Source organism: Achromobacter sp. 2789STDY5608615 (assembly GCF_001298995.1).
Lineage (GTDB): Bacteria > Pseudomonadota > Gammaproteobacteria > Burkholderiales > Burkholderiaceae_B > Achromobacter > Achromobacter insuavis.
Genome location: NZ_CYTY01000036.1, coordinates 40,100 through 62,006, shown reverse-complemented (window position 1 = coordinate 62,006; position 21,907 = coordinate 40,100). Strand labels below are relative to the sequence as shown.

Sequence of the window (21,907 nt, the reverse complement as noted above, 5' to 3'; positions counted from 1 at the left end):
CTAAAAGGCCGCGCGGGCGGCCTTTTAGGACTTACGCGGTGTCTTGCGTCTGAGCGATGGCGCTTTCGCGTGTGGGTGACGGTGCTGGCGTTCTTATGGGGGGCTGGTGTGGATTGGAAGATCTTGCGTTGGTCGCCCTTCCTCGGCCGCGCGGGCGGCCTCGGGGGCATCCGCGGTGTCTTGCGATTGAGGATGCCGCTGCGCGCTTGCGAGGAGTGGTGGGGCGGGGCCCGCCTCAAACCGGCCGCGCGGGCGGCCTTTTGAGGCTTACGCGATGTCTTGCGATTGGTGATGACGCTATCGCGTATGGCGGCGGCGAGATTGTTTTCTTTGAAGGCGTGCCTGCGTCGTGACGCATTTGCTACTGAAGGCATGCCAGCACCGCGACGCATTGCTACCGAGGCATACCAGCGCCAAGTACCGTTGCCGTTGAACGCATGCCCGCACCAAGACTGTTTGTGGTCGGCGCGCGAAGTCCGCCACGCGCAACACGGCGCACATCGCGCCGACCACCACCGCCCCTCCCCCTGATGCGCGGAATCAATAGAAAACCGCTCGCCACCCGCGCACAGCGCACCCGCCCCACTTTCAAATGCACAGACGCCCAGCGTGGCCGCCCGCCATCGGGTCCGCCCGACCGAGGGGCGACCTACGAAGACTCAACAACGCCAAGAAAAAAAGGCCAGAACCAGACGTTCAAGCCCGAAGCAGCAACGACCATCACCTCGATCGCAAGAAGAATCCGTCACTCAGACAACGGATCCTGAAACTGCGAACACTTCACCTGCACCAGCTTCCGATCCTGCAACCGCAACGCCGTCAACGCCCCGCCCCATACGCACCCGGTATCCAGGCAGATCACGTCCGGACGCTGCATCAGGCCCAGCGTCGACCAATGGCCGAACACCGTCGTCACATCGCGCGTGGCGCGGTTCGGCACATCGAACCATGGCACCAGCCCCGCCGGCCACGCGCCAGGCGTCACCTTCGTCGCGAACTCCATGTGGCCGTTCGGCGTGCACAGGCGGATGCGCGTCAGCGCATTGATGATCACCCGCATCCGCTTGCCGCCCTTGTGGTCTTCCTTCCAGGTGGCCGGCTCGTTGCCGTACATCTTCTGCAGCGCCTTCTGCCAGTTCGGGCCGCGCAGCGCGTCCTGTACCTCGGCCGCCAGCGACAGCGTCTTGGCCACATCCCATTTTGCCAGCGTTCCCGCATGCACCATCAGGTGATTCTGCTCGAAATGCGCCAGCGGGCGCGAGCGCAGCCAGTCGATCAGGTCGGCCGAATCCGGCGCGCGCAGGATGTCGTCCAGCGTGTCCGACTTGGACGGCTTGCGCACGCCCGCGGCCGCCGCCAGCAGGTGCAGGTCGTGATTGCCCAGCACCACCGTGGCGCGGTCGCCCAGGTCGATGATGCGGCGCAGCGTCGCAAGCGACTGCGGGCCGCGGTTGACCAGATCCCCGGCGAACCAGAAGCGCGACTTCGGATCGCCGACCAGTTCGGAATGGGACAGCAAGCGATCCAGCGGCGAGCAGCAACCTTGCACGTCGCCGATCATCCAGATACTGCCGTTCATGCGGGACTCTTGCTCCAGGGCCAACGTTGTTGGACGATACGGGTGATGGTGTGGCGGTACTCCATGTAGCTCATGGCGCCCAGCGCCAGGGCCATGGCGCCGATGTTCGGCCCCAGGGCGGTGAGCCAGGGCGGCCACTTGCCCGGCATGCCTACGTTCAGCGCCAGCTGGTTGAGCATGAAGAAGCCCACGCCCAGCAGGATGCCGATGAACACCTTGGCGCCCACGCCGCCGCGGCGCGTCTGCATCAGGCCGATGGGGGCGGCGATGGTGATCATCACCAGCAGCGTGAACGGATACGCCAGTTTGCGCCACAAGGCGACGACCTGTCGACCATATTGCAGCTGGTTGTTGCGCAAATAATCCACATAGTCCAGCAGCGTCGCGATCGACATCCGCTCAGGGGTCAGGATCCGGGCCAGCAGGCGTTCGGCGCTCAGGGTGGTGTCGACGGTGCGTTCCGGCACCTTCACCACCACCGCGGGGGGATTCTTCGGCGGGCGGGCGTCGGCCAGCGTGTCCGAGGCGTTGTCGTCCAGGCGGGTCTCGGAGACGTCCTTCAGCACCAGGTCGCCATGGGCGAAGAGCCCGGTCGGGGCGGTGGACAGCACCGACAGCGTCAGGTCCTTCTTGAATTCGTACAGGGTGACGCCGGTGACCTGGCCGTCGCCCTTGAGCTCGCCGATGTTGATGATGCGGGTGCCGCCGTTGGCGGTGGGTTCCTTGAACCAGTAGCCGCTGTTCAGCCGATCGCCGCCGGCCTTGCCGCGGAACACCAGGTTGGCCTCGCCCGATTTCATCTCGGCCCAGGGGGTGACGTACTCGGACAGCAGGGCCGCGCCGATCATCAGCGGAATGGTGACGATCCAGAGCATGCGCAGCAGGCGCATGCCGCTGACGCCGGAAACCCGCAGGATCACCAGCTCATTGCGCTGCGCCAGGCCGGCCAGCGCCAGGATGGCGCCGATCAGCAGGCCGATGGGCAGGAGGTCGTACAAGCGGGTGGGGATGGCCAGCGCCTGCATGTACAGCAGGGCCATCATCGAGAACTTGTCGCCGACGTTGTCCAGGTCGTCCACCAGCGCGAAGAACGTGAAAAGGCCCAGCAGGGCCATAAGGACCACTGCGCAGGAGCGATAGATCTCGCGGGCCAGGTAACGACGTGCGGTACGCATGAATGAGACGGAAAAGACGAATTGGCGTAAACGTGAAAGCTTAACAAATCCCGCCGCCCAAGGTGGGCGGGAACCTGTCGAAGCGGCCGGTTTTCGTATCAGGGAATATCGACCATCTGCATCCGCCGGGTCAGGGTATAGACGCGGGAGTTCAGGTAGTTCGAGTTGCGGTGGCTGTCATAGAAGCGCGGATTGGGCAGCATGGCCGCCAGCCGGGCCGACTGGGCGGCCCCCAGGCTGGCCGCCGGCACGTTGAAATAATGCTTGGCCGCCGCCTGGGCGCCGAACACGCCGACGCCCCATTCCGCCACATTCAGGTACAGCTCCAGGATGCGCTCCTTGCTCATGACGTGTTCGATCATGTAGGTCAGCACCAGTTCCTGGCCCTTGCGCAGGTAGCTGCGGGAACTGGACAGGAACAGGTTCTTGGCCAATTGTTGCGTGATGGTCGAGCCGCCCCGCATCTTGCTGCGTCCGGCCGCCTCCTGTTTCTGGTTGTATTCCCAGGCCTTGCGGATGGCGTCCCACTCGACGCCGTCATGCTCGGTGAAGTTGGAATCCTCGGACGCCACCACCGCCAGCTTCAGGCTGCGGTTGATCTTGTCATAGGGCACCCACTCGTATTTCAAGCGGAAATCGGGGTTGCCGTCCTGCAGGCGGGACAATTCCTCGCGCATCACGGCGCTGCTGCCCGGGTTCTGGTAGTTGTACCAGACCACCAGCCCGAACAGCCAGAATTGGTACAGCAGCACGGCGCACACCAGCGCCATCAGCGCGCCGGTGATGATCCGGAACCAGGAGCGGCGCTTGCCGCTCTTGCCGCGGGCGGCCATCGGTTCAGTTTCCGGCCATGAGCGCCTCGCGCAGCGCGGCCAGCACCGGGGCGGGGCCGGGCCGCACGCCGTGCCAGATGAAGAAGCTCTCGGCCGCCTGGCCCACCAGCATGCCCAGGCCGTCGGCGGTGAGGGCGGCGCCGTCTTCCCGGGCCTGGCGCATGAACGCCGTCGGCTGGGCGCCGTACATCATGTCGTAGGCGGCCGCGCCCTCGGCGTACAGGCCGGCGGGCAGGTCGGGAGCGGCGTCCTGCAGCCCGCTGGCGGTGGCATTGACCACCAGGTTCCAGCCGCCGGGCAGGGCGGCGTCGGCCAGGCCGCCGGCGGTGACCCGGGTCTGCGGCTCGGCGCCGGTCTCGCGCCAGCCCTCGGCCAGCTCCAGCGCGCGGGCGGCGGTGCGGTTGACGATATGGATGCGGGCACAACCGGCCTGCGCCAAGGGTTGCAGCACGCCGCGGGCGGCGCCGCCGGCGCCCACCAGCAGCACCGAGGCGCCGCTCAGGCGCACGCCCAGGCGCAGCAGGTCGGAGACCAGGCCCACGCCGTCGGTATTGCAGCCGTGCCAGGCGCCGTCGCGCCACGACAGGGTGTTGACCGCGCCGGCCAGGCGGGCGCGGCTGGACAGGCGGCCCGCGGCCAGCGCGTAGGCCTCCTGCTTGAACGGCACCGTCACATTCAGGCCCAGGCCGCCCTCGGCGGCGAAGGCGGCGACGGCCGCCGTGAAGCCGTCCACCGGCGCCAGCAGGCGCTCGTAGCTGAGCGGCTTGCCGGTCTGGCGGGAAAACAGGGCGTGGATCTGCGGAGAGCGGCTGTGCGCAATGGGGTTGCCGATCACGGCGTAGCGGGCAAGAGGGGACGCCTCGGTCATGGGGCTTGGGTTTCCAGGGTGTCGTTGACGAAATGCCAGGTGCGGGTGATGACCAGCACGTCGGTGTCGCGCGCGATCTCGGGCGGGAACGGCGGGAACGGGGCCGCCAGCTGCACGATGCGGCGTGCGGCCTGGTTCAGCACCGCGTGCGGCGACGGCTGGTCGATATCGACGTCGGCGATGCTGCCGTCGGCGCGCACCGACACGGTGATGCGCAGCGAGCCATAGATGCGGCCGCGCGCCTCGTCCGGGTAATGCTGGGTGCCGACGGTTTCGATGCGGGTGCGCCAGGCGTCCAGGTAGGCGGCGTAGCGCGAGGCCTCGGCCGAGGGCGCCACGAACTGCTTGCGCGGCTCGGCGCTGTATTGCTGCACCTTGGCCGCCAGCGCGGCGACCTGGGCGTTCTGGATGACGCTGGCCTGGTCCTCGGCGTCCTTGCCGCGCTCGTTGCCGTCGGGCCAGGGGTTGACGGCCTGGCGCTCGGCGCCGGCCTTGTCGGCGGCGCGCAGCTGGGTCATCAGGCGGGTCTGCTCGGCCTCGAGCTGCACCTGGCGGCGCCGCATGGCCTCGAGCACGATGGTCTCGGCCGAGGCGCCGGTCTGGGGCAGGGGCGTGGTGGACAGGCCGCGCTCGGCGTTGCCGCCGCCGCTCATCTGGTTCTGCGCCTGGGCGCGGGGGGTATCGGGCGGCGTCTCGCTGCGGGCGTTGAGCAGCACCACCTCCAGGCTGGTCGCCGGCGGCCGCGACAGGGCGGGCGCGCCAAAGCGCCACGCCAGGGCGCCGGCGTGCACCAACAGCGAAATCGCGAGGCCGATGCGCAGGTAATGCTGGGCGGGCGCGCCCAGCCACCGCAGCGGACGGCTCAGCGGGGGAGGGGAGTCAGCGACGTGTTGCACGCACGCATTGTAGAGCCACTCCGCCCGCCGCCGTCACCTTACTTGGACGGGCGCGGGAACACCCAGACCTTGCTGGCCGGCAGCGCCAGGCGGCAGGGGCCCGGCTCGCGGCCCTCGGGACCGTAGGCGCGCAGCGCCAGGGTGTTGGCCGGATCCGCGTCAGGGGTGCGGAACAGATATTCCCAGCGGTCGCCCAGGTACATGCTGGTCAGGAGCGGCATGTCGATGTGGTTGCCGTCGGGATCGTCCGCCAGGCGGACCTGTTCGACCCGGATCACGGCGGTGGCGTCCTGGCCCGCGGCCACGCCCTCGCCGGCCTTGCCCCACAGCGCCCAGCCGCGGCCCTCGATGCGGGCGCGGCCATCGCGCACTTCGGTGACCTTGCCGTCCAGGCGGTTGTTGCTGCCCATGAATTCGGCGGTGAACAGCGTCGACGGCGCGCCGTACATCTCCTGCGGCGTGCCCTGCTGTTCGATCTTGCCGTTGTTCAGCAGCAGGATGCGGTCGGAAATGGCCATGGCTTCGCTCTGGTCATGCGTCACCATCAATGCCGACAGGCCCGGGCGGATGATCAGCTCGCGCAGGAAGGCGCGGGCCTCCTCGCGCAGCTTGGCGTCCAGGTTGGACAGCGGCTCGTCCAGCAGGATCACGGGCGGGCTGTACACCAGCGCGCGGCCGATGGCCACGCGCTGCTGCTGGCCGCCGGACAGCGCGTGCGGATGGCGCTGGCCGAGCTTGCCCAGGCCGAGCTGGTCCAGCACCGCCTGCACGCGTTCGCGCACTTCGTTCGACGGCACCTTGCGCAGCTTGAGCGGGTAGGCCACGTTTTCGAACACGGTCTTGTGCGGCCACAGCGCGTACGACTGGAACACCAGGCCGAGATTGCGCTCTTCGGCCGGGATCTCCTGGCGCGCGGCGCCGTCGTAGACGGTGCGCTCGCCGATGGTGATGCGGCCGCGCTTGGGGCCTTCCAGGCCGGCCACGGCGCGCAGCAGGGTGGTCTTGCCGCTGCCCGAGGGGCCCAGCAGCGACACCACTTCGCCCTGGCGCAGTTGCATCGACACGCCCTTGAGCACCGGGTTGTCGCCGTAATCCAGGTGCAGGTCTTCTACAGAAAGCTCAATCATGAAGTTTGACTCCGAATCGCAGGGCGATGCCCAGGCCGATCACGACCAGAACGATATTGATGAAGGAAAGCGCGGCCACGATGTCGATGGCGCCCGAGGCCCACAGCGACACCAGCATGGAGCCGATGGTCTCGGTGCCGGGCGACAGCAGATAGACGCCGGTGGAGTATTCACGCTCGAAAATCAGGAACATCAGCAGCCACGAACCGATCAGGCCGTACTTGGCCAGCGGCACGGTGACGTGGCGGGTGACCTGGCCGCGGCGCGCGCCGGCGCTGCGGGCGGCCTCTTCCAGCTCGGGGCCGACCTGCAGCAGCGTCGACGAGATCAGCCGCAGGCCATAGGCCATCCAGACCACCGTGTAGGCCAGCCACACGCTGAAGATGGTGCTGCGGATGGAACGCAGCCATTCGACGAAGTTCTCGCGCAGCCATTCCGCGAACGGCAGGCCCGACAGCCAGCCGCCCAGGTCCGGATCCAGCGCGTTGTCCAGCCACATCGGCACGAACAGGAACACCCACAGGAACGCCAGGCCCGCCAGCAGGCCGGGCACGGCGCGCGGCACCAGCACGCTGTAGTCCATGAAGCGCGTGACGTTGTCCGGCTTGCGGTGCATCGCCAGGCCGACGAAGGTGTAGCAGAACACCGCCAGCGCGCCGCCGAAGACGCCGATGGCCACCGAATTGACGATCGCGCGCATCAGGTTGGGTTGCGAGAACACCGTGCGGAACGCATCCAGCGACAGCACGTCGAACAGCGACACGCCCATGCCCCAGTTGGACACGAAGGCGCGCAGCAGCACGCCCAGCAACGGCACCACGATGGTGACCAGCAGCCAGAACGTCACCACGCCGCCAGCCACCCAGCGCCACTTGCCCAGCGGCAGCGGACGGGCGCGCGAGGCCTTGCCCTTGACGGTGACGAAGCGGTTGGCGGTGCGCATCAGGCGGCGCTGCAGCATGACCAGCGGAATCGTCATGCAGATCAGCACCACGGCCACCGCGGCCATCAGGTGGTACGACGGGATGCCAAGCTTGTTGGTCAGCTTGTACAGGTACGTCGCCAGCACCAGGTTGCCTTCCGGGTCACCCAGCACCAGCACCAGGCCGAACACTTCCAGGCCCAGGAAGAACAGCAGAACGGTGGCGTACAGCATGGCGGGGCGCACCATCGGCAGGCTCACCGAGACCATCACGCGCAGCGGCGAGGCGCCGCTGACGCGGGCCGCTTCCTCGACGTCCGAGCCCATGCTGCGCAGCGCCGACGAGATGTACAGGTGGGCGTGCGGCACGTGCGTCAGGCCGGCGATGATGACGATGCTGGTTAGCGAATACACGTTCCAGGGCACGAAGCCCAGGATGTTCTGCACCCAGGTCGAGAAGAAGCCGACCGGACCCGCCGCCACCACGTAGCCGAAGCCCAGCACCATCGGCGACACGAAGATCGGCACCAGGATCAGCGGCTCGATCCAGCGCCGGCCCGGCAGGTCGGTGCGGATCATCAGGAACGCCAGCATGCCGCCCAGCGGGATGGCGATGATGGCCAGCCCGAACGCCAGGATGAAGCCGCTTTTCAGCGCCTTGTAGAAATCGGGGTCCGCGAAGATGAAGCGGAATGCGTCCAGGCTGAAGACCTTGGACGGCGAAAAGAAGGGCGCGGATAGAAAGCTCTGGATGATGATGAACGACAGCGGCACGTAGATGGCCAAGGCTGTGATCAGCACCACCACGCCGCGTGGCAGGGACTGCCATTTTCTGCGCAATGACTGCATGGGGAAAATCCTGTTATCTCGATAGACGCGGGTCGCGCCCACTGGCCATGAACACCCGGGCCACGGGCGGCCTGGCGGGCGGCGGTGCTACGCCCTCCCGCGTGCTTGCGGCCGGGGGCCGGTGGCCCCCGGCTGTACCGGCGACAGCCTTACTTGCCGGCGGCGGCGCGCCAGTCCTTGATGAACTGCAGGCGCTTGTTCTGCTCCAGGTAGTCCAGCAGCGTCTCGTTGACCGGGATCGGCTTGAGCGAGGCGCCCAGCTTCTTGGTCATGCCGTCGACGTCGTTGTCGCCTTCGATGTCGTCACGGACCGAGGCCAGGTCGGCCTGGTTGGCCATGATTTCCTGGCCCTTCTGCGACAGCAGGTAGTCCATCCACAGCTTGGCGGCGTTGCGGTTCTTGGCCTTCTTGCTGATGAACGCCACGCGCGACAGCACCAGCGCGTAGTCGGTCGGGTAGGCCACGCCCAGCGACGGGTCGGTCTTGGCGCGGGTCTCGGCGTACGAGCCCAGGATGTTGTAGCCGACCAGGTTCTCGCCCGACGACACGCGTTCCATCATGGTGCCGGTGGACGACTGCACGATCAGGCCGCCCTTGGCGATGTCTTTGAGCGTCTCGAAGTACTTGGGATCGTTGGCCTTGTCCTGCACGGCCAGCATGAAGCCCACGGCCGACTTCTCGATGTCGTAGGTGGTGACCTTGTTCTTGAACTTGTCCGGCTGGCTGGCGATCAGCTTGGCCAGGGCGCCGTGCGTGGTCGGCACTTCGTTGGCCGGGATCAGGCGCTTGTTGTAGATGAACACCGCCGGTTCGTAGGTGGTGCCGTAGGCCGAATCCTTCCACACCGCCCAGGCCGGCAGCTTGGCGATCTCGGGCGACTTGTACTGCAGCGCGTAGTCGGTGGCCAGCTTGAGCGCCGAGTCCATCGACGAGCTCCAGACGATGTCGCCGCTGCTGCCGCCCGCCGCCTGTTCGCTGATGTAGCGGTTGTACAGCTCGGTGCTGTTCATGTCGTTGTATTCGACCTTGACGCCGGGATACAGCGCCTCGAAGCCCTTGATGATGGGGCCGGCGGCCTTGGTGTCGGTGGTCGAATAGATCACGACCTTGCCTTCCTTCTTGGCGCCGTCGAGGATCTTCTGATAATCGGCCGGGTAGCCCGCGGGAACCGTTTGGGCGTAGGCGCTGCCGGCGGCGATGGCGAATGCAGCGGCGCAGGCGGCCGCCAGTCTGGACTTGGCAAGCATGTCTTGTCTCCGTTTGGAATTGGTATCGACAGGCGCAAGGGCCTGCTTGGCGCCCATCTTAGGTTTCGGCGTCTGTCGTCGTCCTGTCATGGGACGACAGCCGGGATAGGGGTAATCCCGGTGTCCGCCCGCCGCGCCCTAGGGGCGTTCGGGCGTGTCGGTCACCAGCCGGATCCAGTTCTGCACGAAGCGCGAATGACGCCGCTGGTCGAGCCCCACCAGCAGCGCCGGCGACAGCACCACCGGCTGCACGATGCCCTGCGAGCGTGCCAGCACCGCTTCCGAGGTCCAGCGGCCGGGCGTGTCTTCCATGATCGATCCCAGCGCCGCATGGCTCGATGCCACCTGTTGGCCCGCCGGCGACAGCAGCCAGTCGACCAGCGCGCGGCCCAGGTCCGGGTTGGGCGCGCGCCGCGCGATCAGCACCGAGCGCGCCAGCACCAGCACGTAGTCCTGCGGGAACACCACGCCGATCTTGCTGCCCGCCGCCTGGCGCGACAGGGCGTAGGAGCCGAGGATGTTGTAGCCCAGGTCCATCTCGTCGTTCTCGATGGCGTCGAGCAGTTCGGCGCTGGTGGCCGACAGCCGCACGCCGACCTGGCCGAAGGCGTTGGCCAGGCCCCAGAAGTTCGACGACACCAGCTCGTCCTGCTCGGCCATCAGATAGCCCACGCTGCTGCGCGAGATATCGTAAGTGCCGACCCGGCCGTGCAGCCGCGCGCGATCCTGTTCGAGCGTGCGCAGCAGGTCCTGGCGCGAGCGCGGCACGGTGGCCTCGGTGTAGCGCTTGGGGTTGTAGACGATCACGGCCGGCTCGAAGGTGAAGCCGTAGACCTCGTTGCGCCACACCGCCCAGGACGGCAGCTTGGTCGCATACGGCGAGGTGTAGCGCTGGGCGTAGCCGTCGTTGGCCAGGCGGATCTGCAGGTCCGAGGCCGAACTCATCAGCACGTCCACGTCCTTGAGCCGGTCCTCGATGGCGGCCTCGTACAGTTCGCGGCTGCCCATCTCGCGGTAGACCACGGTAACGTCGGGCCGCTGCGCCTGGAAGCCGAGGATCAGCGGCGCCACCACCGGCGTGTCGGTCGGACCGGCGATGGTCAGCACGCGCGACGACGGCTGCGGCGCCGGATAGCGGGTGACGATCTCGGGGATATCGGCGGCGCGCACGTCGGCGGGCGCGGTGGTCAGCAGCAGCATGGCCGCGCCAATGGCGCCGAGCCAGCTGGCCACGTTACGGCCGGTGCGTTGGCGCGCCAGCGGCAGGATGACGCGCGCCGACAGGCCGCCGCCCGGACGGTCCTGCAGCCACAGCGAGCCGCCATGCGCCACCGCCACCGAGCGCACGATGGCCAGTCCCAATCCCGAGCCGGGCAGCGATTCGCCGGTGCGGCCGCGGGTGAAGCGTTGCTGCACGGCGTCCTTTTCGTCATCGGCGATGCCCGGCCCGCGGTCGGACACGGTCAGCGCCACCCGGTAGCCGGCCACCGGCGTGGCCTGGATGTCGACGGTGCCCTCGGGCGCATAGCGCAGCGCGTTGTCCACCAGGTTGCGCAGCATTTCGCGCAGCGCCACGCGATCGCCGGCGATGCGGGCGCGCCGCACCTGCGGCGCGATCTCGATGCGCAGGCGCTGCGCCTCCAGCGGCCCGATGCGGCGGCGGGTCTCGTTGATGGTCTCGGCCACGCCCACCGGCGCGCGCGCGCCCTTGCCCAGCCGGTGCGTGATGGTGGCGTCCATCAGCAGCTGGTTGATGAGCTGGCTGGCATGGGTGGCGTTCAGGTGGATGCGGCCAAGGCGCTCGTGCAGCCGCTTGGGATCGGTTTCATCCAGCGCCACTTCGGCCTGCGCTCGCAGCGAGGCCAGGGGCGTGCGCACCTGGTGGGCCGCATCGGCGACCAGGGTGTTGAGGGTGTCCATCAGTCCCGACAGGCGTTGCATGAAGGCGTTCAGGGCTTCGACCAGGCGCCGCACTTCGGTCGGCACCGGGGTGATCAGCGGCGCCAGGTCGTCCGGCGCCCGCCGCCGCAGTTCGCGCTCGACCACGGCCAGCGGCGCGAACGCGCGCTGTACGCCGAACCACAGCAGGCCCAGCGCCACCAGCGACACAACCACCAGCGGCAGCACGCTGCGGCCCAGGATTTCGCTGGCCAGTTCCTCGCGCGATCCCAGCGTTTCCGCTACCCGCACGGTGACCCAGCCGGCATGCTGGCTGGCCGACACCAGCCGGCCCACCGTGGCCACGCGCACCGGCTCGTCGTGATAACTCAGGTAGGTGAAGACCGGGGTGGCCGACTGCGCCAGCGGCAAGCCGGGCGCCAGGTCGGCGTAGCCGGTGATGAGGCGGCCGTTGGAGGTGCGGGCCTCGTAGAACACGCGCTCGCTGCCCGACAGCATGGCCAGGGACGACACGGGCGGTTCGACGGTGACGCCGTTGTCCTCGATCTGGACCGAGCCGGCGATGGTCAGCGCCGACGCCGCCAGCAGCCGATCGAAGGCCTGCTCGGCGGCGCGCTGGGCGTAGTCGCGCAGGAAGAACACCAACCCGATCAGCGCGCAGGCCAGCAGCGCCGCGCCCAGCGTGAAGACGCGGCGGCGGATCGAAAAGCTGTCAGGAAGGCTCATGGCTGCGGGCCTGGTAGCCGACGCCGCGCACGGTGACGATATCGATCGAGGCGCCCGCCAATTTCTTGCGCAGGCGCGAGATCAGCAGCTCCAGCGCATTGAGCGAGCCGTCGTCCAGGTCGAACAGCTGGTTCATCAGCCGTTCCTTGGCGACGGTCTGCCCCAGTTTGCCGACCAGGATCTCCAGCAGCCGGAATTCGCGCCGCCCCAGTTCCAGCGGCGCGCCGGCCAGCACGACGTGGCGGTTGGCCAGGTCGAGGCTCAGGTTGCCATAGGCGGTGACGCTGCTGGTCTGTCCGGCGGGCCGGCGCAGCAGGGCGCGCAGCCGCGCTTCCAGCTCGCGCAGGTCGAAGGGCTTGACGAGGTAGTCGTCGGCGCCGAGGTCGAGCATGTCGATCTTGTCTTCGATCTCGGACCGCGCGGTCACGACGAGCACGGGCGCTTCCAGCCCGGCGGCGCGCAATTCGCGGATGACACTGAAGCCGTCCTTGCCGGGCAGGTTGATGTCGAGCACCAGGGCATCCCAGGTCTCGTCCAGGCCCCAGCGCAGCGCGGCGACGCCATCACGCACCCATTGCACGCTATGGCCCGCCGAACGCAGTTTGCTCTCCACGGCATCGCCCAGGTCGAGGTTGTCCTCGACCAGCAGAATGCGCATGTCCGTCCTCCGATATTGATTTGTGATTTTTTTCGGAAGTTTAACGGGAGGCTTTGATGCTGTCGCGGCCGGGGGGGGGTGTTCTTTTGGCCGCCCGTGGCGTCGGCGGCCGGTGGGGCGCGGGGCTGCGATTGCGGTCCGGAGCGTTCGCTCCGGACTGCCCCGTCCTCATCCTCGTTGCCGCCTACGGCGGCTGCCTTCGGATTCCGTCGGGCGCATCTGACGCCCCGCGCCCCACCGGCCGCCGACGCCACGGGCTGCACCGTGATCACTTCACCGGCGCGGGGGCGAATCGTGTGCTTGGCGTTTTGGTGGAAGATCGCGTCGGGACGGAAGATTTGGCGGGGCCGCCAAAACCGGCCGCGCGGGCGGCCTTCTTTGGCATTTGGGGGGAGGCCGGGCGAGATGCGGAAGAGTCTGTGGGCATTGCCGGAGGTGTTCTGCCTGGAGGAGGGATGCATTGGGAGTGTTCCCGCGGAAGAGTCTGGGATGCATTGGGTGGGGCTCCCCGCGGGAGAATCAGCGATGCATCACCTTATGTCTTCCCCGTTACCCACTCTTCCCTAATCAGGCGGCGCGCCAAGCCCGTCACGCGCACGCCACCCTCCACCGCGCGCCGCCCACTCTCTCCCCCCCGACCGGACGGCCCCCCAGCAAGCCACCCGTCACCCGCGCACAGCGTCATCAAACCAAGCCAAGACACCGCGTAAGTTGCGGGCGGCCGCCCGCGCGGCCACCCGCAACGGGCACCAGCAATCTCGTGAAGTTTCCCCGCTCCAGTAGCGCGACAGGCCAAGAAAAACGTAGCCCGTCTGGCAGGCGGTCCTGGCGGCGGGCAACCTCGATGCGCCCGACGGAATCCGAAGGCAGCCGCCGACAGGCGGCAACGAGGATGAGGATGGGGCAGTCCGGAGCGAACGCTCCGGACCGCAATCGTGGGCGCCCGCCGCCAGGACCGCCTGCCAGACGGGCGGCCTAAGAAAGCCCCCCGCCGCCAGCAGAAACAACCCAACGACAAGCCAAATGCCGCCCTAGGCAGCAGCCTCTTCAGCCGCCGGCCCCACCTGCCCCACATACCGGCAGTCCAGCTCCAGCGACAACTCATCCATCCCCAGGATCTCCACCTCCACCGCCGTCCCGCGCTCCAGCTCGGGCATCCCCCCGATGCGGGTGACGAGCGGGCAGTTGGCGAAGCGCACCAGGTCTTCGCGCAGCACGTGGGCCACCGTGCGGGTGATGTGGTGCTGCTTCAGCCAGCGTAGGCACCAGTAGCGCTCCATCGCGCTCTGGAACTCGGCCCAGGCCGCGTACTGCGCGTCGAACGCGCCGATGATCGCGAACAGGTCCGCGTCGCGCGGCTTGAAGGGGGCCACCAGGCGCGCCGAGACGCCGTGTTCCACCGCGGCGATCAGCTGCCACTGGTTCACCAGGTCCACGTAGCGGCGCAGCGGCGACGTACTCCAGGCGTATTGCGGCACGCCGATGGCCTCGTGCGGCAGCGCCTGCGTGCTCATGCGCACGCGGCCGGCCTGTTGCGAGCGGTAGATGCCGGGCACGCCGTGCTGGTTCAGCAGGCCGCCCCACAGGTTGTTGGCCAGGATCATGTACTCGGCCACCATCCGGTCCAGCGGCGCGTTGCGCTGGCGCGGCACCAGGCGCACCGGGGTGTCGGGATCGTCGGGGTCGCCGTCCAGGTAGAAGCTGTACTCCACCCGCGAGTTGTTCTCGGGCTTGCCGCGCACGTTCTCGCGCTGCGCCGACAGCGCCTGCGCCAGCTTCCACAGCGGGCGCAGCCAGTGGCCGTAGGGCATGTCGGTGGACGTGTCGTTCAGGCTCTCTTCCGTGACCTGGGCGTCGAGCATGTTGTGGCGCAGGTTCTCGCGCACCACCACGCGCTCCAGGCGCGTGTCGGATTCGATGACCTCGCCGGTTTCCGGGTTGGCCGTCACGTACAGCGACAGCACCGGCACCTCGCGGCCCGCGTCCAGCGAGAACGCCTTGATGACGTTGTCGGGCTGCATCGGGATCTTGTCGCCCGGCATGTAGACGGTCGACAGGCGCGCGCGCGCCAGCTTGTCGAATTCGCTGTCGCGCGTCACGGTCAGGCCGGGCGCGGCCACGTGGATGCCCACGCGCAGGTTGCCGTCGGGCAGGGTGGAGACCGACAGGGCATCGTCGATCTCGGTGGTGGTGACGTCATCGACCGAATAGATTTCGGCGTCCGACAGCGGCAGGTCGCGGTCGACCGGCGGCAGTTCCAGCTCGGGGAAGGCCAGGCCGTGCGGGAAGTTCACCGCCAGGAAGCGGCGCTTGTGCAGCGCCAGCGCGTGCGGCCAGGCGCCCAATTCCAGCAGCAGGCGGTCGGGGCTCTTGCCGAGCTTGGCGCAGGCGGCGTCCAGCGCCTTCCATTGCTGCGAATTCTTGTCGGGCCGGATCAGCAGCGATTCGGCGGCCTGGGCGATGGGCTCGGGCAGGCGGCCGGCGGCCATTTCGTCCACCCATTCCTGCTGCTGCTCGGCCTGGCGCTGTTTCTTTTCCAGCGCGGCCAGGGCGGCGGCCAGGATGTCGGGCGGGGCGGGGCGGTAGCTGCCCTTGCCGCGACGGTGGAAATAGGCGGGCGCGCCGTGCAGCCGCATCAGCAGCGCGGCCTGCTCGACCGGGGTGGGGGCGTGGCCGAAATAGTCGGTCGCCAGCACGGGAGAATCGAATTCCTCCTGGGGGGCGCATTCCCACAGGAACTGCAGGTCCAGGGTGTCGGCCAGCGCGGTCGCCTGGGCCATCAGCGCGGCCGGTTCGGGCGCGGCGAAATTGAACAGGGTGTTGGCGCGCTTGATCTTGCTGCGCTTGCCCGATTCCGACTCCACCTGCAGGCTGGCGTCGGTTTCGGACAGGATATGGCCGGCCTTGAAGCTGCCGTCGTCTTCGTAAAACACATACATGGTGAGGGTCGTCCTGGGCGGCGCGCATGCGCCGCCTTGCGCAGCTATCTATCGTTGATGTCAGTGTTATTTGGGGCCATTCGGCGCGGAGCCAAGAGCGAATTCGAGCACCTCGGGCATCCAGTCGGCGAAATCGGACAGGCCGTGGTCGCTGCCCTGCACGATGCGCTGGCGGCAATCCGCGTAGCGATCGCGCATTTCGCGCCAGTCCAGCACCTCGTCGCCCGTCGCCGCCACCAGGAAATACCGCTCTGGCTGGGTGATCCGGCTGACGTGCAGGGCGGCCAGTTCCTCCACATACTCCGGCAGGAACATGAACGGCGCGTCGGAATGATACATGCGGTGCTCGCCCACCTGGGTCGCCAGGTCGCGCGCGGCCTCGACCGCGGGGTTGAGCAGCACCGCCTTGCAGCCCAGCTGTTCGGCCAGCCAGGTGGCGTAGAAGCCGCCCAGCGACGAGCCGACCACGGTCAGCGCGCGCGGGTCGGCGGCGCCGGCCAGTTGGCGCTGGGCGATGCCCAGCGCCAGCGCGACGGCCTCGCGCGGGCTGGCCGGCAGTTGCGGGCAGGCCCAGTCGCCGGCCAGGCCGCGGGCGGCCATGGCGTCGGCCATCAGGCGGGCCTTGAACGAGGTCGGCGAGGAACGGAAGCCGTGCAGGTAAAGAATCATCTCGTGCCTTTCCGGTGGAGCGGGATCGCGGAGCGCCAGGCCTCAGCCGCGCGCCTCCAGGGCGGCCAGCAGTTTGCCGTGGATGCCGCCGAAGCCGCCGTTGCTCATCACCAGCACCTGGTCGCCGGGTCGCGCGGCATGCGTGACGGCGGCTACCAGGGCGTCGATATCATCGTAACTGGAAGCACGCTCGCCCAGGGGCGCCAGCACCTCCGCCGGATTCCAGCCCAGGGCGTGCTTGCCGGCGCGGGCGCCGAAGCAGAACACCAGGTCCGCGTCGCGCAGGGAGTCCGGCAGGCGCGCCGCCATGGCTCCCAGCTTCATGGTGTTGGAGCGCGGCTCCAGCACGGCCAGGATGCGCGTCGGTCCGACCTGGCGGCGCAGGCCTTCCAGGGTGGTGGCGATGGCGGTGGGGTGATGGGCGAAATCGTCATAGACCTTGACGCCGTTGACCGTGCCGCGCAGTTCCATGCGGCGTTTCACGCCGCCGAACCGGCTCAGGGCCTCGACGCCCTCGGCCGCCGGCACGCCGGCGTGCTCGGCGGCGGCCAGCGCCGCCAGCGCGTTCATGCGGTTGTGTTCGCCGCCCAGGGTCCAGCGCACGGTGCCCATGTCGACGCCGTCGCGCCGCACCTCGAAGGCGCCGCTATCGTCGGGCGCGCCCGCCTGCCAGGCGCCATCGGCGCCGAACGTGACGGTTTCCGACCAGCATCCGCGCGCAATCACGCGGTCCAGCGCCTCCGAGTGCGTCGGGCGGATGATGCGGCCGGACGCCGGAATGGTGCGGACCAGGTGATGGAATTGGGTTTCGATGGCGGCCAGATCGGGGAAGATGTCGGCGTGATCGTATTCCAGGTTGTTCAGCACCGCGGTGCGCGGGCGGTAGTGGACGAACTTGGAGCGCTTGTCGAAGAACGCCGTGTCGTATTCGTCCGCTTCGATCACGAAGGGGCGGCGCGCCGGGTCGTAGCGCGCCGACACGTGCAGGTCCTGGGCCACGCCGCCGATCAGGAAGTTGGGCGCCAGGCCCGCGGCCTCCAGGATCCAGGCCAGCATCGAGCTGGTGGTGGTCTTGCCATGGGTGCCGGCCACCGCCAGCACGTGCGCGCCGGGCAGGATGTTGTCGCCCAGCCATTGCGGGCCGGACACGTAGCGGGCGCCGGATTCCAGAATGGCTTCCATCAAGGGGTTGCCGCGGCTGACGACGTTGCCGATCACGTACAGGTCCGGCTTGAGGGCCATCTGCTCGGGGCCGAAGCCCTCGATCAGCTCGATCCCCTGTTCGGACAGCTGGGTGCTCATGGGCGGGTAGACGCCCGCATCGCAACCGGTGACCTTGTGGCCGGCGGCGCGCGCGATCAACGCCAGGCCGCCCATGAACGTACCGCAGATGCCAAGAATGTGCAGGTGCATTGAAAACTCTCCTGTCCTGCATTGTATATATAGGCGCAGGTCATGCCGGCGCGGCGGCCGATGCGGCGAAAACCGGCCGCAGCGGTTATGATCGCGCCATGAATCGACGCCTACTCCTTTCCGCCGCCGTGGCCGTTGCCGCCACGGTCGCGGGTGGCTACACCCTGCTGGGGCGCAACAAGCCGCAGCCGGCACCCGCGGCGCCCGCCGCCGAGGATCCTGTCGCCGCCCTCATGCAGTTGCAGCTGCCCGACCTGAACGGCGCGACCCAGTCGCTGGCCGCCTGGAAAGGCCAGCCCATCGTGGTGAATTTCTGGGCCACCTGGTGCGCGCCATGCGTCAAGGAAATGCCCGAGCTCGACGCGTTGCAGAAAAAATACCCGCAAATCAAGTTTGTCGGTATCGGCGTGGATTCTGCCGCCAACATGCAAAAATTTGTCGAGAAAGTACAGGTTTCCTACCCGTTGTGGGTCATTGGCGCCGGTGCCATCGACACCCTGCGCAAGCTCGGAAACCCCAGCGGCGGCCTGCCGTTTACCATTGTTTTCAACGCAGATGGCAGCATTAACCGGAAGATATTGGGTGAAATCCAGCCTGATGATCTGAACCAGACGCTATCCGGTTTGAAGGCGTAAGTCTGTTGGACAAATAGTAGGAATTGGCGTAAAAAGCTGGTTTATCGGCTGTTTTGCCAACAATTGGCAATCCACTCATTGGCAAGCGCATGGCGCAAAACATACTGGTATTGCATGGCCCGAATCTGAACCTGCTCGGCACCCGGGAACCTCACATCTACGGCAGCCTCACGCTGTCCCAGATCAACGAGGGCCTGGAGCGGCTGGCCGGTGACTTGGGCGCCACGCTGACCGCGTGGCAAGGCAATCACGAAGGCGCGCTGGTTGACCGCATTCAGGCGGCCCGGCAAGACGGCACCGATTTCATCATCATCAACGCGGCGGCATATACGCACACCAGCGTCGCGATCCGCGATGCGCTGGCCGGGGTCGCGATCCCATTTATTGAAGTACATTTGTCCAACCTGTATAAGCGAGAGCCCTTCAGGCATCACTCATATCTGTCCGACTTGGCGGTAGGCCTCATCAGCGGCCTGGGCGCGGACGGCTACGAAGCGGCTCTGCGTTACGCAGTGCGGCACTGATCTCGCACCAACTCTCAGCTTTTACATCTTATATGGCGCGGCCCCGACGATCGGGACGTTGCCGACACTATCTCGGGAAGCAGCTTCTATGGACCTTCGAAAACTCAAAACCCTGATCGACCTGGTGGCTGAATCGGGCATCGCCGAGCTGGAAATCACCGAAGGCGAAGGCAAGGTTCGCATCGTCAAGTTCTCGCAGACCCTGCAGCCGGTGGCCTACCACCAGCCGGAAGCCGGCGTCGCCGCCGCGCCGGTGGCCGCCGCCGCGCCCGCCGCTGCCCCCGCCGCGGCCGAAGCCGCCCCGGTGATCCAGGGCCACGTGGTCAAGGCGCCGATGGTCGGCACTTTCTACCGTTCGCCGAACCCGGGCGCCGCGCCGTTCATCGACGTCGGCGCCACGGTCAAGGAAGGCGATCCGCTGTGCATCATTGAAGCCATGAAGCTGCTCAATGAAATCGAAGCCGACAAGTCCGGCGTCATCAAAGAAATCCTGGTCGAAAACGGCGAGCCCGTCGAGTACGGTCAACCCCTGTTCGTCATTGGCTGATAGCTGAAAATGTTCGAAAAAATCCTGATCGCCAACCGGGGCGAAATCGCCCTGCGCATTCAGCGCGCGTGCCGCGAGCTGGGCATCAAGACCGTGGTGGTGCACTCCGAAGCGGACCGCGAAGCCAAGTACGTGCGCCTGGCCGACGAATCCGTGTGCATCGGGCCCGCGCCGTCGCGTGAAAGCTACCTCAACATGCCGGCCATCATTTCGGCGGCCGAAGTCACGGATTCCGAGGCAATCCACCCGGGTTACGGGTTCTTGTCCGAAAATGCCGACTTCGCCGATCGCGTCGAAAAGAGCGGCTTCGTCTTCATCGGCCCGCGCCCCGACACCATCCGCCTGATGGGCGACAAGGTCAGCGCCAAGCGCGCCATGATCGAAGCCGGCGTGCCGGTGGTGCCCGGTTCCGAAGGCGCGTTGCCCGACGATCCGCAGGAAATCATCCGCGTTGCGCGCGAAGTCGGTTATCCGGTCATCATCAAGGCCGCTGGCGGCGGCGGTGGCCGCGGCATGCGCGTGGTGTACACCGAGGCCGCGCTGCTGAACGCCGTCACCATGACGCGTTCGGAAGCGGGCGCCGCGTTCAACAACCCGGAAGTCTATATGGAGAAGTTCCTCGAGAACCCGCGCCATGTGGAAATCCAGGTGCTGGCCGACGGCGGTCGCAACGCCGTGTGGCTGGGCGAACGCGACTGCTCCATGCAGCGCCGCCACCAGAAGGTCATCGAGGAAGCGCCGGCCCCCGGCATCGCGCGCCGCCTGATCGAGCGCATCGGCGACCGCTGCGCCGACGCCTGCCGCAAGATGGGCTACCGTGGCGCCGGCACGTTCGAGTTTCTGTATGAGAACGGCGAGTTCTATTTCATCGAAATGAACACCCGCATCCAGGTCGAACACCCGGTCACCGAGCTGATCACCGGCATCGATCTGGTGCAGCAGCAGATCCTGATCGCCGCCGGCGAGAAGTTCACGCTGCGCCAGCGCGACATCACCTTCAAGGGCCATGCCCTCGAGTGCCGCATCAACGCCGAGGATCCGTTCCGCTTCGTGCCCAGCCCCGGCCGCATCACCAACTGGCATACGCCGGGCGGCCCGGGCGTGCGTATCGATTCGCACGCGTTCAACGGCTACTTCGTGCCGCCGAACTATGATTCGATGATCGCCAAGGTCATCACCTACGGCGACACGCGCGACCAGGCCCTGGCCCGCATGCGCACCGCGCTGTCGGAAATGGTGGTGGAAGGCATTTCCACCAACATCCCGCTGCACCGTGAACTGCTGCAGGATGCCCGCTTCATCGAGGGCGGCACCAGCATCCACTATCTGGAAAACAAGCTGGCCCAGCGCCCCTGACCAGCAAATAGGGGCCCTTGGTCCCTTTTTTACTGCCTTAACCGGCTGACCGGGCCGCGGCGTTTGCCGCGGCCCGTTGGCCAGATGGAAGAATCATCATGCGTGAACTCGTGCTCCATTGCCAGGAGGCGCAAGCCGAGGCCCTGTCCGACGCCCTGCTGGAAGCCGGCGTGCTGTCGGTGTCCGTCGAGGACGCCGACCTGGGCACCGACGACGAGCGTCCGCTGTTCGGCGAGCCGGGCACCGAGCCCGACGTGCAGGCCTGGGAACGCAATCGCGTCGTGGCCCTGCTGCCGGACGGAGCCGATCCCGCGCAGATCATGGAAGAAGCCGCCGCCGCGGGCGAGCTCGACCCGGCGCTGTTCGCCGGCTGGAGCCTGCGCGACGTGCCGGACGCCGACTGGGTGCGCCTGACGCAATCGCAGTTCGGCCCCATCCACATCGCCGAGCGTCTCTGGATCGTGCCCAGCTGGCACCGCGACAGCCCGGACGTGCCGGGCCTGGAAGCGGCCGCGGCCGAGGACGGCGCCATCCATATCGAACTCGATCCGGGCCTGGCCTTCGGCACCGGCAGCCATCCGACCACGCACCTGTGCCTGGCCTGGCTGGAAGCCGAGTTGCCCAAGGGCGCGACCCTGCTGGACTACGGCTGCGGCTCGGGCATCCTGGCCATCGCCGCGCGCAAGCTGGGCGCCGGCCCGACCCAGGCCGTCGACATCGACGCCCAGGCGGTGCAGAGCACGGTCTTCAACGCCGAGGTCAACCACGTCGAACTGCAGGCCATGTTGCCCGACGGCCTGGCCGACGGCACGTTCGAAGTGGTGGTGGCCAACATCCTGTCCAACCCGCTGAAGGTGCTGGCGCCCATGCTGGCCGGCCGCGTCGCCGCCGGCGGTCACCTGGTGCTGTCTGGCGTGCTGGAACGGCAGGCCGAGGAAGTCGCCGCCGCCTACGCGCCCTGGATCGCCATGTCGGTCTGGCGCGCCCGTGACGGCTGGGTCTGCCTGCACGGCCAGAAGGCCTGAGTCCGTTTCCGCCGGATCGC

The 21,907-nt window shown here is 67.6% G+C and carries 18 protein-coding genes; 5 read left to right on the top strand and 13 right to left on the bottom strand.

Annotation, left to right across the window (positions count from 1 at the left end; translation table 11 throughout):
• Positions 1 to 745 precede the first annotated feature (745 nt).
• The 13 genes from AOZ49_RS24855 to mpl form a co-directional block, all read right to left on the bottom strand.
• A complete protein-coding gene (locus tag AOZ49_RS24855; RefSeq protein WP_054435692.1) occupies positions 746 to 1,579 on the bottom strand; it encodes a symmetrical bis(5'-nucleosyl)-tetraphosphatase in 834 nt (277 codons plus the stop codon).
• Positions 1,576 to 2,754, bottom strand: a complete 1,179-nt coding sequence (lptG, locus tag AOZ49_RS24850; RefSeq protein WP_054478369.1) for an LPS export ABC transporter permease LptG — start codon at positions 2,752 to 2,754, stop codon at positions 1,576 to 1,578. Before lptG ends, AOZ49_RS24855 begins: the two co-directional genes overlap by 4 nt.
• Before the next feature lie 98 nt (positions 2,755 to 2,852).
• The gene (gene mtgA, locus AOZ49_RS24845) at positions 2,853 to 3,587 is read right to left on the bottom strand and encodes a monofunctional biosynthetic peptidoglycan transglycosylase (RefSeq protein WP_054478367.1); all 735 of its coding nucleotides are present in this window, start codon (positions 3,585 to 3,587) and stop codon (positions 2,853 to 2,855) included.
• Between the two features lie 4 nt (positions 3,588 to 3,591).
• Positions 3,592 to 4,455 carry a shikimate dehydrogenase gene (aroE, locus tag AOZ49_RS24840; RefSeq protein WP_054478365.1) on the bottom strand — a complete coding sequence of 288 codons (864 nt, stop codon included), beginning with the start codon at positions 4,453 to 4,455 and terminating at the stop codon, positions 3,592 to 3,594.
• The gene (locus AOZ49_RS24835) at positions 4,452 to 5,351 is read right to left on the bottom strand and encodes a TonB family protein (protein ID WP_082380579.1); all 900 of its coding nucleotides are present in this window, start codon (positions 5,349 to 5,351) and stop codon (positions 4,452 to 4,454) included. The genes aroE and AOZ49_RS24835 overlap by 4 nt, the downstream gene beginning before the upstream one ends.
• Positions 5,352 to 5,389: 38 nt before the next feature.
• A complete protein-coding gene (locus AOZ49_RS24830) occupies positions 5,390 to 6,478 on the bottom strand; it encodes an ABC transporter ATP-binding protein (RefSeq protein ID WP_054478363.1) in 1,089 nt (362 codons plus the stop codon).
• On the bottom strand, positions 6,471 to 8,249 hold the full coding sequence (locus AOZ49_RS24825) for an ABC transporter permease (protein WP_054478361.1): 1,779 nt from the start codon (positions 8,247 to 8,249) through the stop codon (positions 6,471 to 6,473). Before AOZ49_RS24825 ends, AOZ49_RS24830 begins: the two co-directional genes overlap by 8 nt.
• A gap of 149 nt (positions 8,250 to 8,398) precedes the next feature.
• Entirely contained in the window at positions 8,399 to 9,496 is a 1,098-nt protein-coding gene (locus AOZ49_RS24820) for an ABC transporter substrate-binding protein (protein WP_054435679.1), read from the bottom strand.
• Between the two features lie 138 nt (positions 9,497 to 9,634).
• Entirely contained in the window at positions 9,635 to 12,121 is a 2,487-nt protein-coding gene (locus AOZ49_RS24815; RefSeq protein WP_054435677.1) for a sensor histidine kinase, read from the bottom strand.
• Positions 12,108 to 12,779 carry a response regulator transcription factor gene (locus AOZ49_RS24810; protein ID WP_006392749.1) on the bottom strand — a complete coding sequence of 224 codons (672 nt, stop codon included), beginning with the start codon at positions 12,777 to 12,779 and terminating at the stop codon, positions 12,108 to 12,110. Before AOZ49_RS24810 ends, AOZ49_RS24815 begins: the two co-directional genes overlap by 14 nt.
• 1,031 nt (positions 12,780 to 13,810) lie before the next feature.
• Complete coding sequence (locus AOZ49_RS24805) at positions 13,811 to 15,718, bottom strand: ribonuclease catalytic domain-containing protein (RefSeq protein ID WP_054478359.1); 1,908 nt, start codon at positions 15,716 to 15,718, stop codon at positions 13,811 to 13,813.
• Positions 15,719 to 15,784: 66 nt separating this feature from the next.
• Complete coding sequence (locus tag AOZ49_RS24800; protein WP_054478357.1) at positions 15,785 to 16,387, bottom strand: YqiA/YcfP family alpha/beta fold hydrolase; 603 nt, start codon at positions 16,385 to 16,387, stop codon at positions 15,785 to 15,787.
• Positions 16,388 to 16,429: 42 nt separating this feature from the next.
• On the bottom strand, positions 16,430 to 17,800 hold the full coding sequence (gene mpl, locus AOZ49_RS24795; RefSeq protein WP_054478354.1) for a UDP-N-acetylmuramate:L-alanyl-gamma-D-glutamyl-meso-diaminopimelate ligase: 1,371 nt from the start codon (positions 17,798 to 17,800) through the stop codon (positions 16,430 to 16,432).
• 98 nt (positions 17,801 to 17,898) lie between these two features.
• Between mpl and AOZ49_RS24790 the strand changes: the two genes are divergently transcribed.
• From AOZ49_RS24790 to prmA, 5 genes are all read left to right on the top strand, one after another.
• Entirely contained in the window at positions 17,899 to 18,435 is a 537-nt protein-coding gene (locus AOZ49_RS24790; RefSeq protein WP_054432842.1) for a TlpA family protein disulfide reductase, read from the top strand.
• A gap of 89 nt (positions 18,436 to 18,524) precedes the next feature.
• Complete coding sequence (gene aroQ, locus AOZ49_RS24785; RefSeq protein WP_006392754.1) at positions 18,525 to 18,959, top strand: type II 3-dehydroquinate dehydratase; 435 nt, start codon at positions 18,525 to 18,527, stop codon at positions 18,957 to 18,959.
• An 88-nt stretch (positions 18,960 to 19,047) separates the two neighbouring features.
• Positions 19,048 to 19,506, top strand: coding sequence for an acetyl-CoA carboxylase biotin carboxyl carrier protein (accB, locus tag AOZ49_RS24780; RefSeq protein WP_054432841.1), 459 nt, complete (start codon positions 19,048 to 19,050; stop codon positions 19,504 to 19,506).
• 9 nt (positions 19,507 to 19,515) lie between these two features.
• Positions 19,516 to 20,862, top strand: coding sequence for an acetyl-CoA carboxylase biotin carboxylase subunit (gene accC, locus AOZ49_RS24775; protein WP_006392756.1), 1,347 nt, complete (start codon positions 19,516 to 19,518; stop codon positions 20,860 to 20,862).
• A gap of 98 nt (positions 20,863 to 20,960) precedes the next feature.
• Positions 20,961 to 21,887 carry a 50S ribosomal protein L11 methyltransferase gene (gene prmA, locus AOZ49_RS24770; RefSeq protein WP_049071128.1) on the top strand — a complete coding sequence of 309 codons (927 nt, stop codon included), beginning with the start codon at positions 20,961 to 20,963 and terminating at the stop codon, positions 21,885 to 21,887.
• Positions 21,888 to 21,907 lie beyond the last annotated feature (20 nt).

What these genes read in the sequence shown, in the direction of transcription:
- lptG (WP_054478369.1), bottom strand. Translation starts at nt 2,754, where the DNA reads ATGCGTACCGCACGTCGTTACCTGGCCCGCGAGATCTATCGCTCCTGC.
- AOZ49_RS24815 (WP_054435677.1), bottom strand. Translation starts at nt 12,121, where the DNA reads ATGAGCCTTCCTGACAGCTTTTCGATCCGCCGCCGCGTCTTCACGCTG.
- mpl (WP_054478354.1), bottom strand. Translation starts at nt 17,800, where the DNA reads ATGCACCTGCACATTCTTGGCATCTGCGGTACGTTCATGGGCGGCCTG.
- AOZ49_RS24805 (WP_054478359.1), bottom strand. Translation starts at nt 15,718, where the DNA reads ATGTATGTGTTTTACGAAGACGACGGCAGCTTCAAGGCCGGCCATATC.
- AOZ49_RS24790 (WP_054432842.1), top strand. Translation starts at nt 17,899, where the DNA reads ATGAATCGACGCCTACTCCTTTCCGCCGCCGTGGCCGTTGCCGCCACG.
- AOZ49_RS24825 (WP_054478361.1), bottom strand. Translation starts at nt 8,249, where the DNA reads ATGCAGTCATTGCGCAGAAAATGGCAGTCCCTGCCACGCGGCGTGGTG.
- aroE (WP_054478365.1), bottom strand. Translation starts at nt 4,455, where the DNA reads ATGACCGAGGCGTCCCCTCTTGCCCGCTACGCCGTGATCGGCAACCCC.
- accC (WP_006392756.1), top strand. Translation starts at nt 19,516, where the DNA reads ATGTTCGAAAAAATCCTGATCGCCAACCGGGGCGAAATCGCCCTGCGC.
- prmA (WP_049071128.1), top strand. Translation starts at nt 20,961, where the DNA reads ATGCGTGAACTCGTGCTCCATTGCCAGGAGGCGCAAGCCGAGGCCCTG.
- accB (WP_054432841.1), top strand. Translation starts at nt 19,048, where the DNA reads ATGGACCTTCGAAAACTCAAAACCCTGATCGACCTGGTGGCTGAATCG.
- AOZ49_RS24800 (WP_054478357.1), bottom strand. Translation starts at nt 16,387, where the DNA reads ATGATTCTTTACCTGCACGGCTTCCGTTCCTCGCCGACCTCGTTCAAG.
- aroQ (WP_006392754.1), top strand. Translation starts at nt 18,525, where the DNA reads ATGGCGCAAAACATACTGGTATTGCATGGCCCGAATCTGAACCTGCTC.
- AOZ49_RS24830 (WP_054478363.1), bottom strand. Translation starts at nt 6,478, where the DNA reads ATGATTGAGCTTTCTGTAGAAGACCTGCACCTGGATTACGGCGACAAC.
- AOZ49_RS24810 (WP_006392749.1), bottom strand. Translation starts at nt 12,779, where the DNA reads ATGCGCATTCTGCTGGTCGAGGACAACCTCGACCTGGGCGATGCCGTG.
- AOZ49_RS24820 (WP_054435679.1), bottom strand. Translation starts at nt 9,496, where the DNA reads ATGCTTGCCAAGTCCAGACTGGCGGCCGCCTGCGCCGCTGCATTCGCC.
- mtgA (WP_054478367.1), bottom strand. Translation starts at nt 3,587, where the DNA reads ATGGCCGCCCGCGGCAAGAGCGGCAAGCGCCGCTCCTGGTTCCGGATC.
- AOZ49_RS24855 (WP_054435692.1), bottom strand. Translation starts at nt 1,579, where the DNA reads ATGAACGGCAGTATCTGGATGATCGGCGACGTGCAAGGTTGCTGCTCG.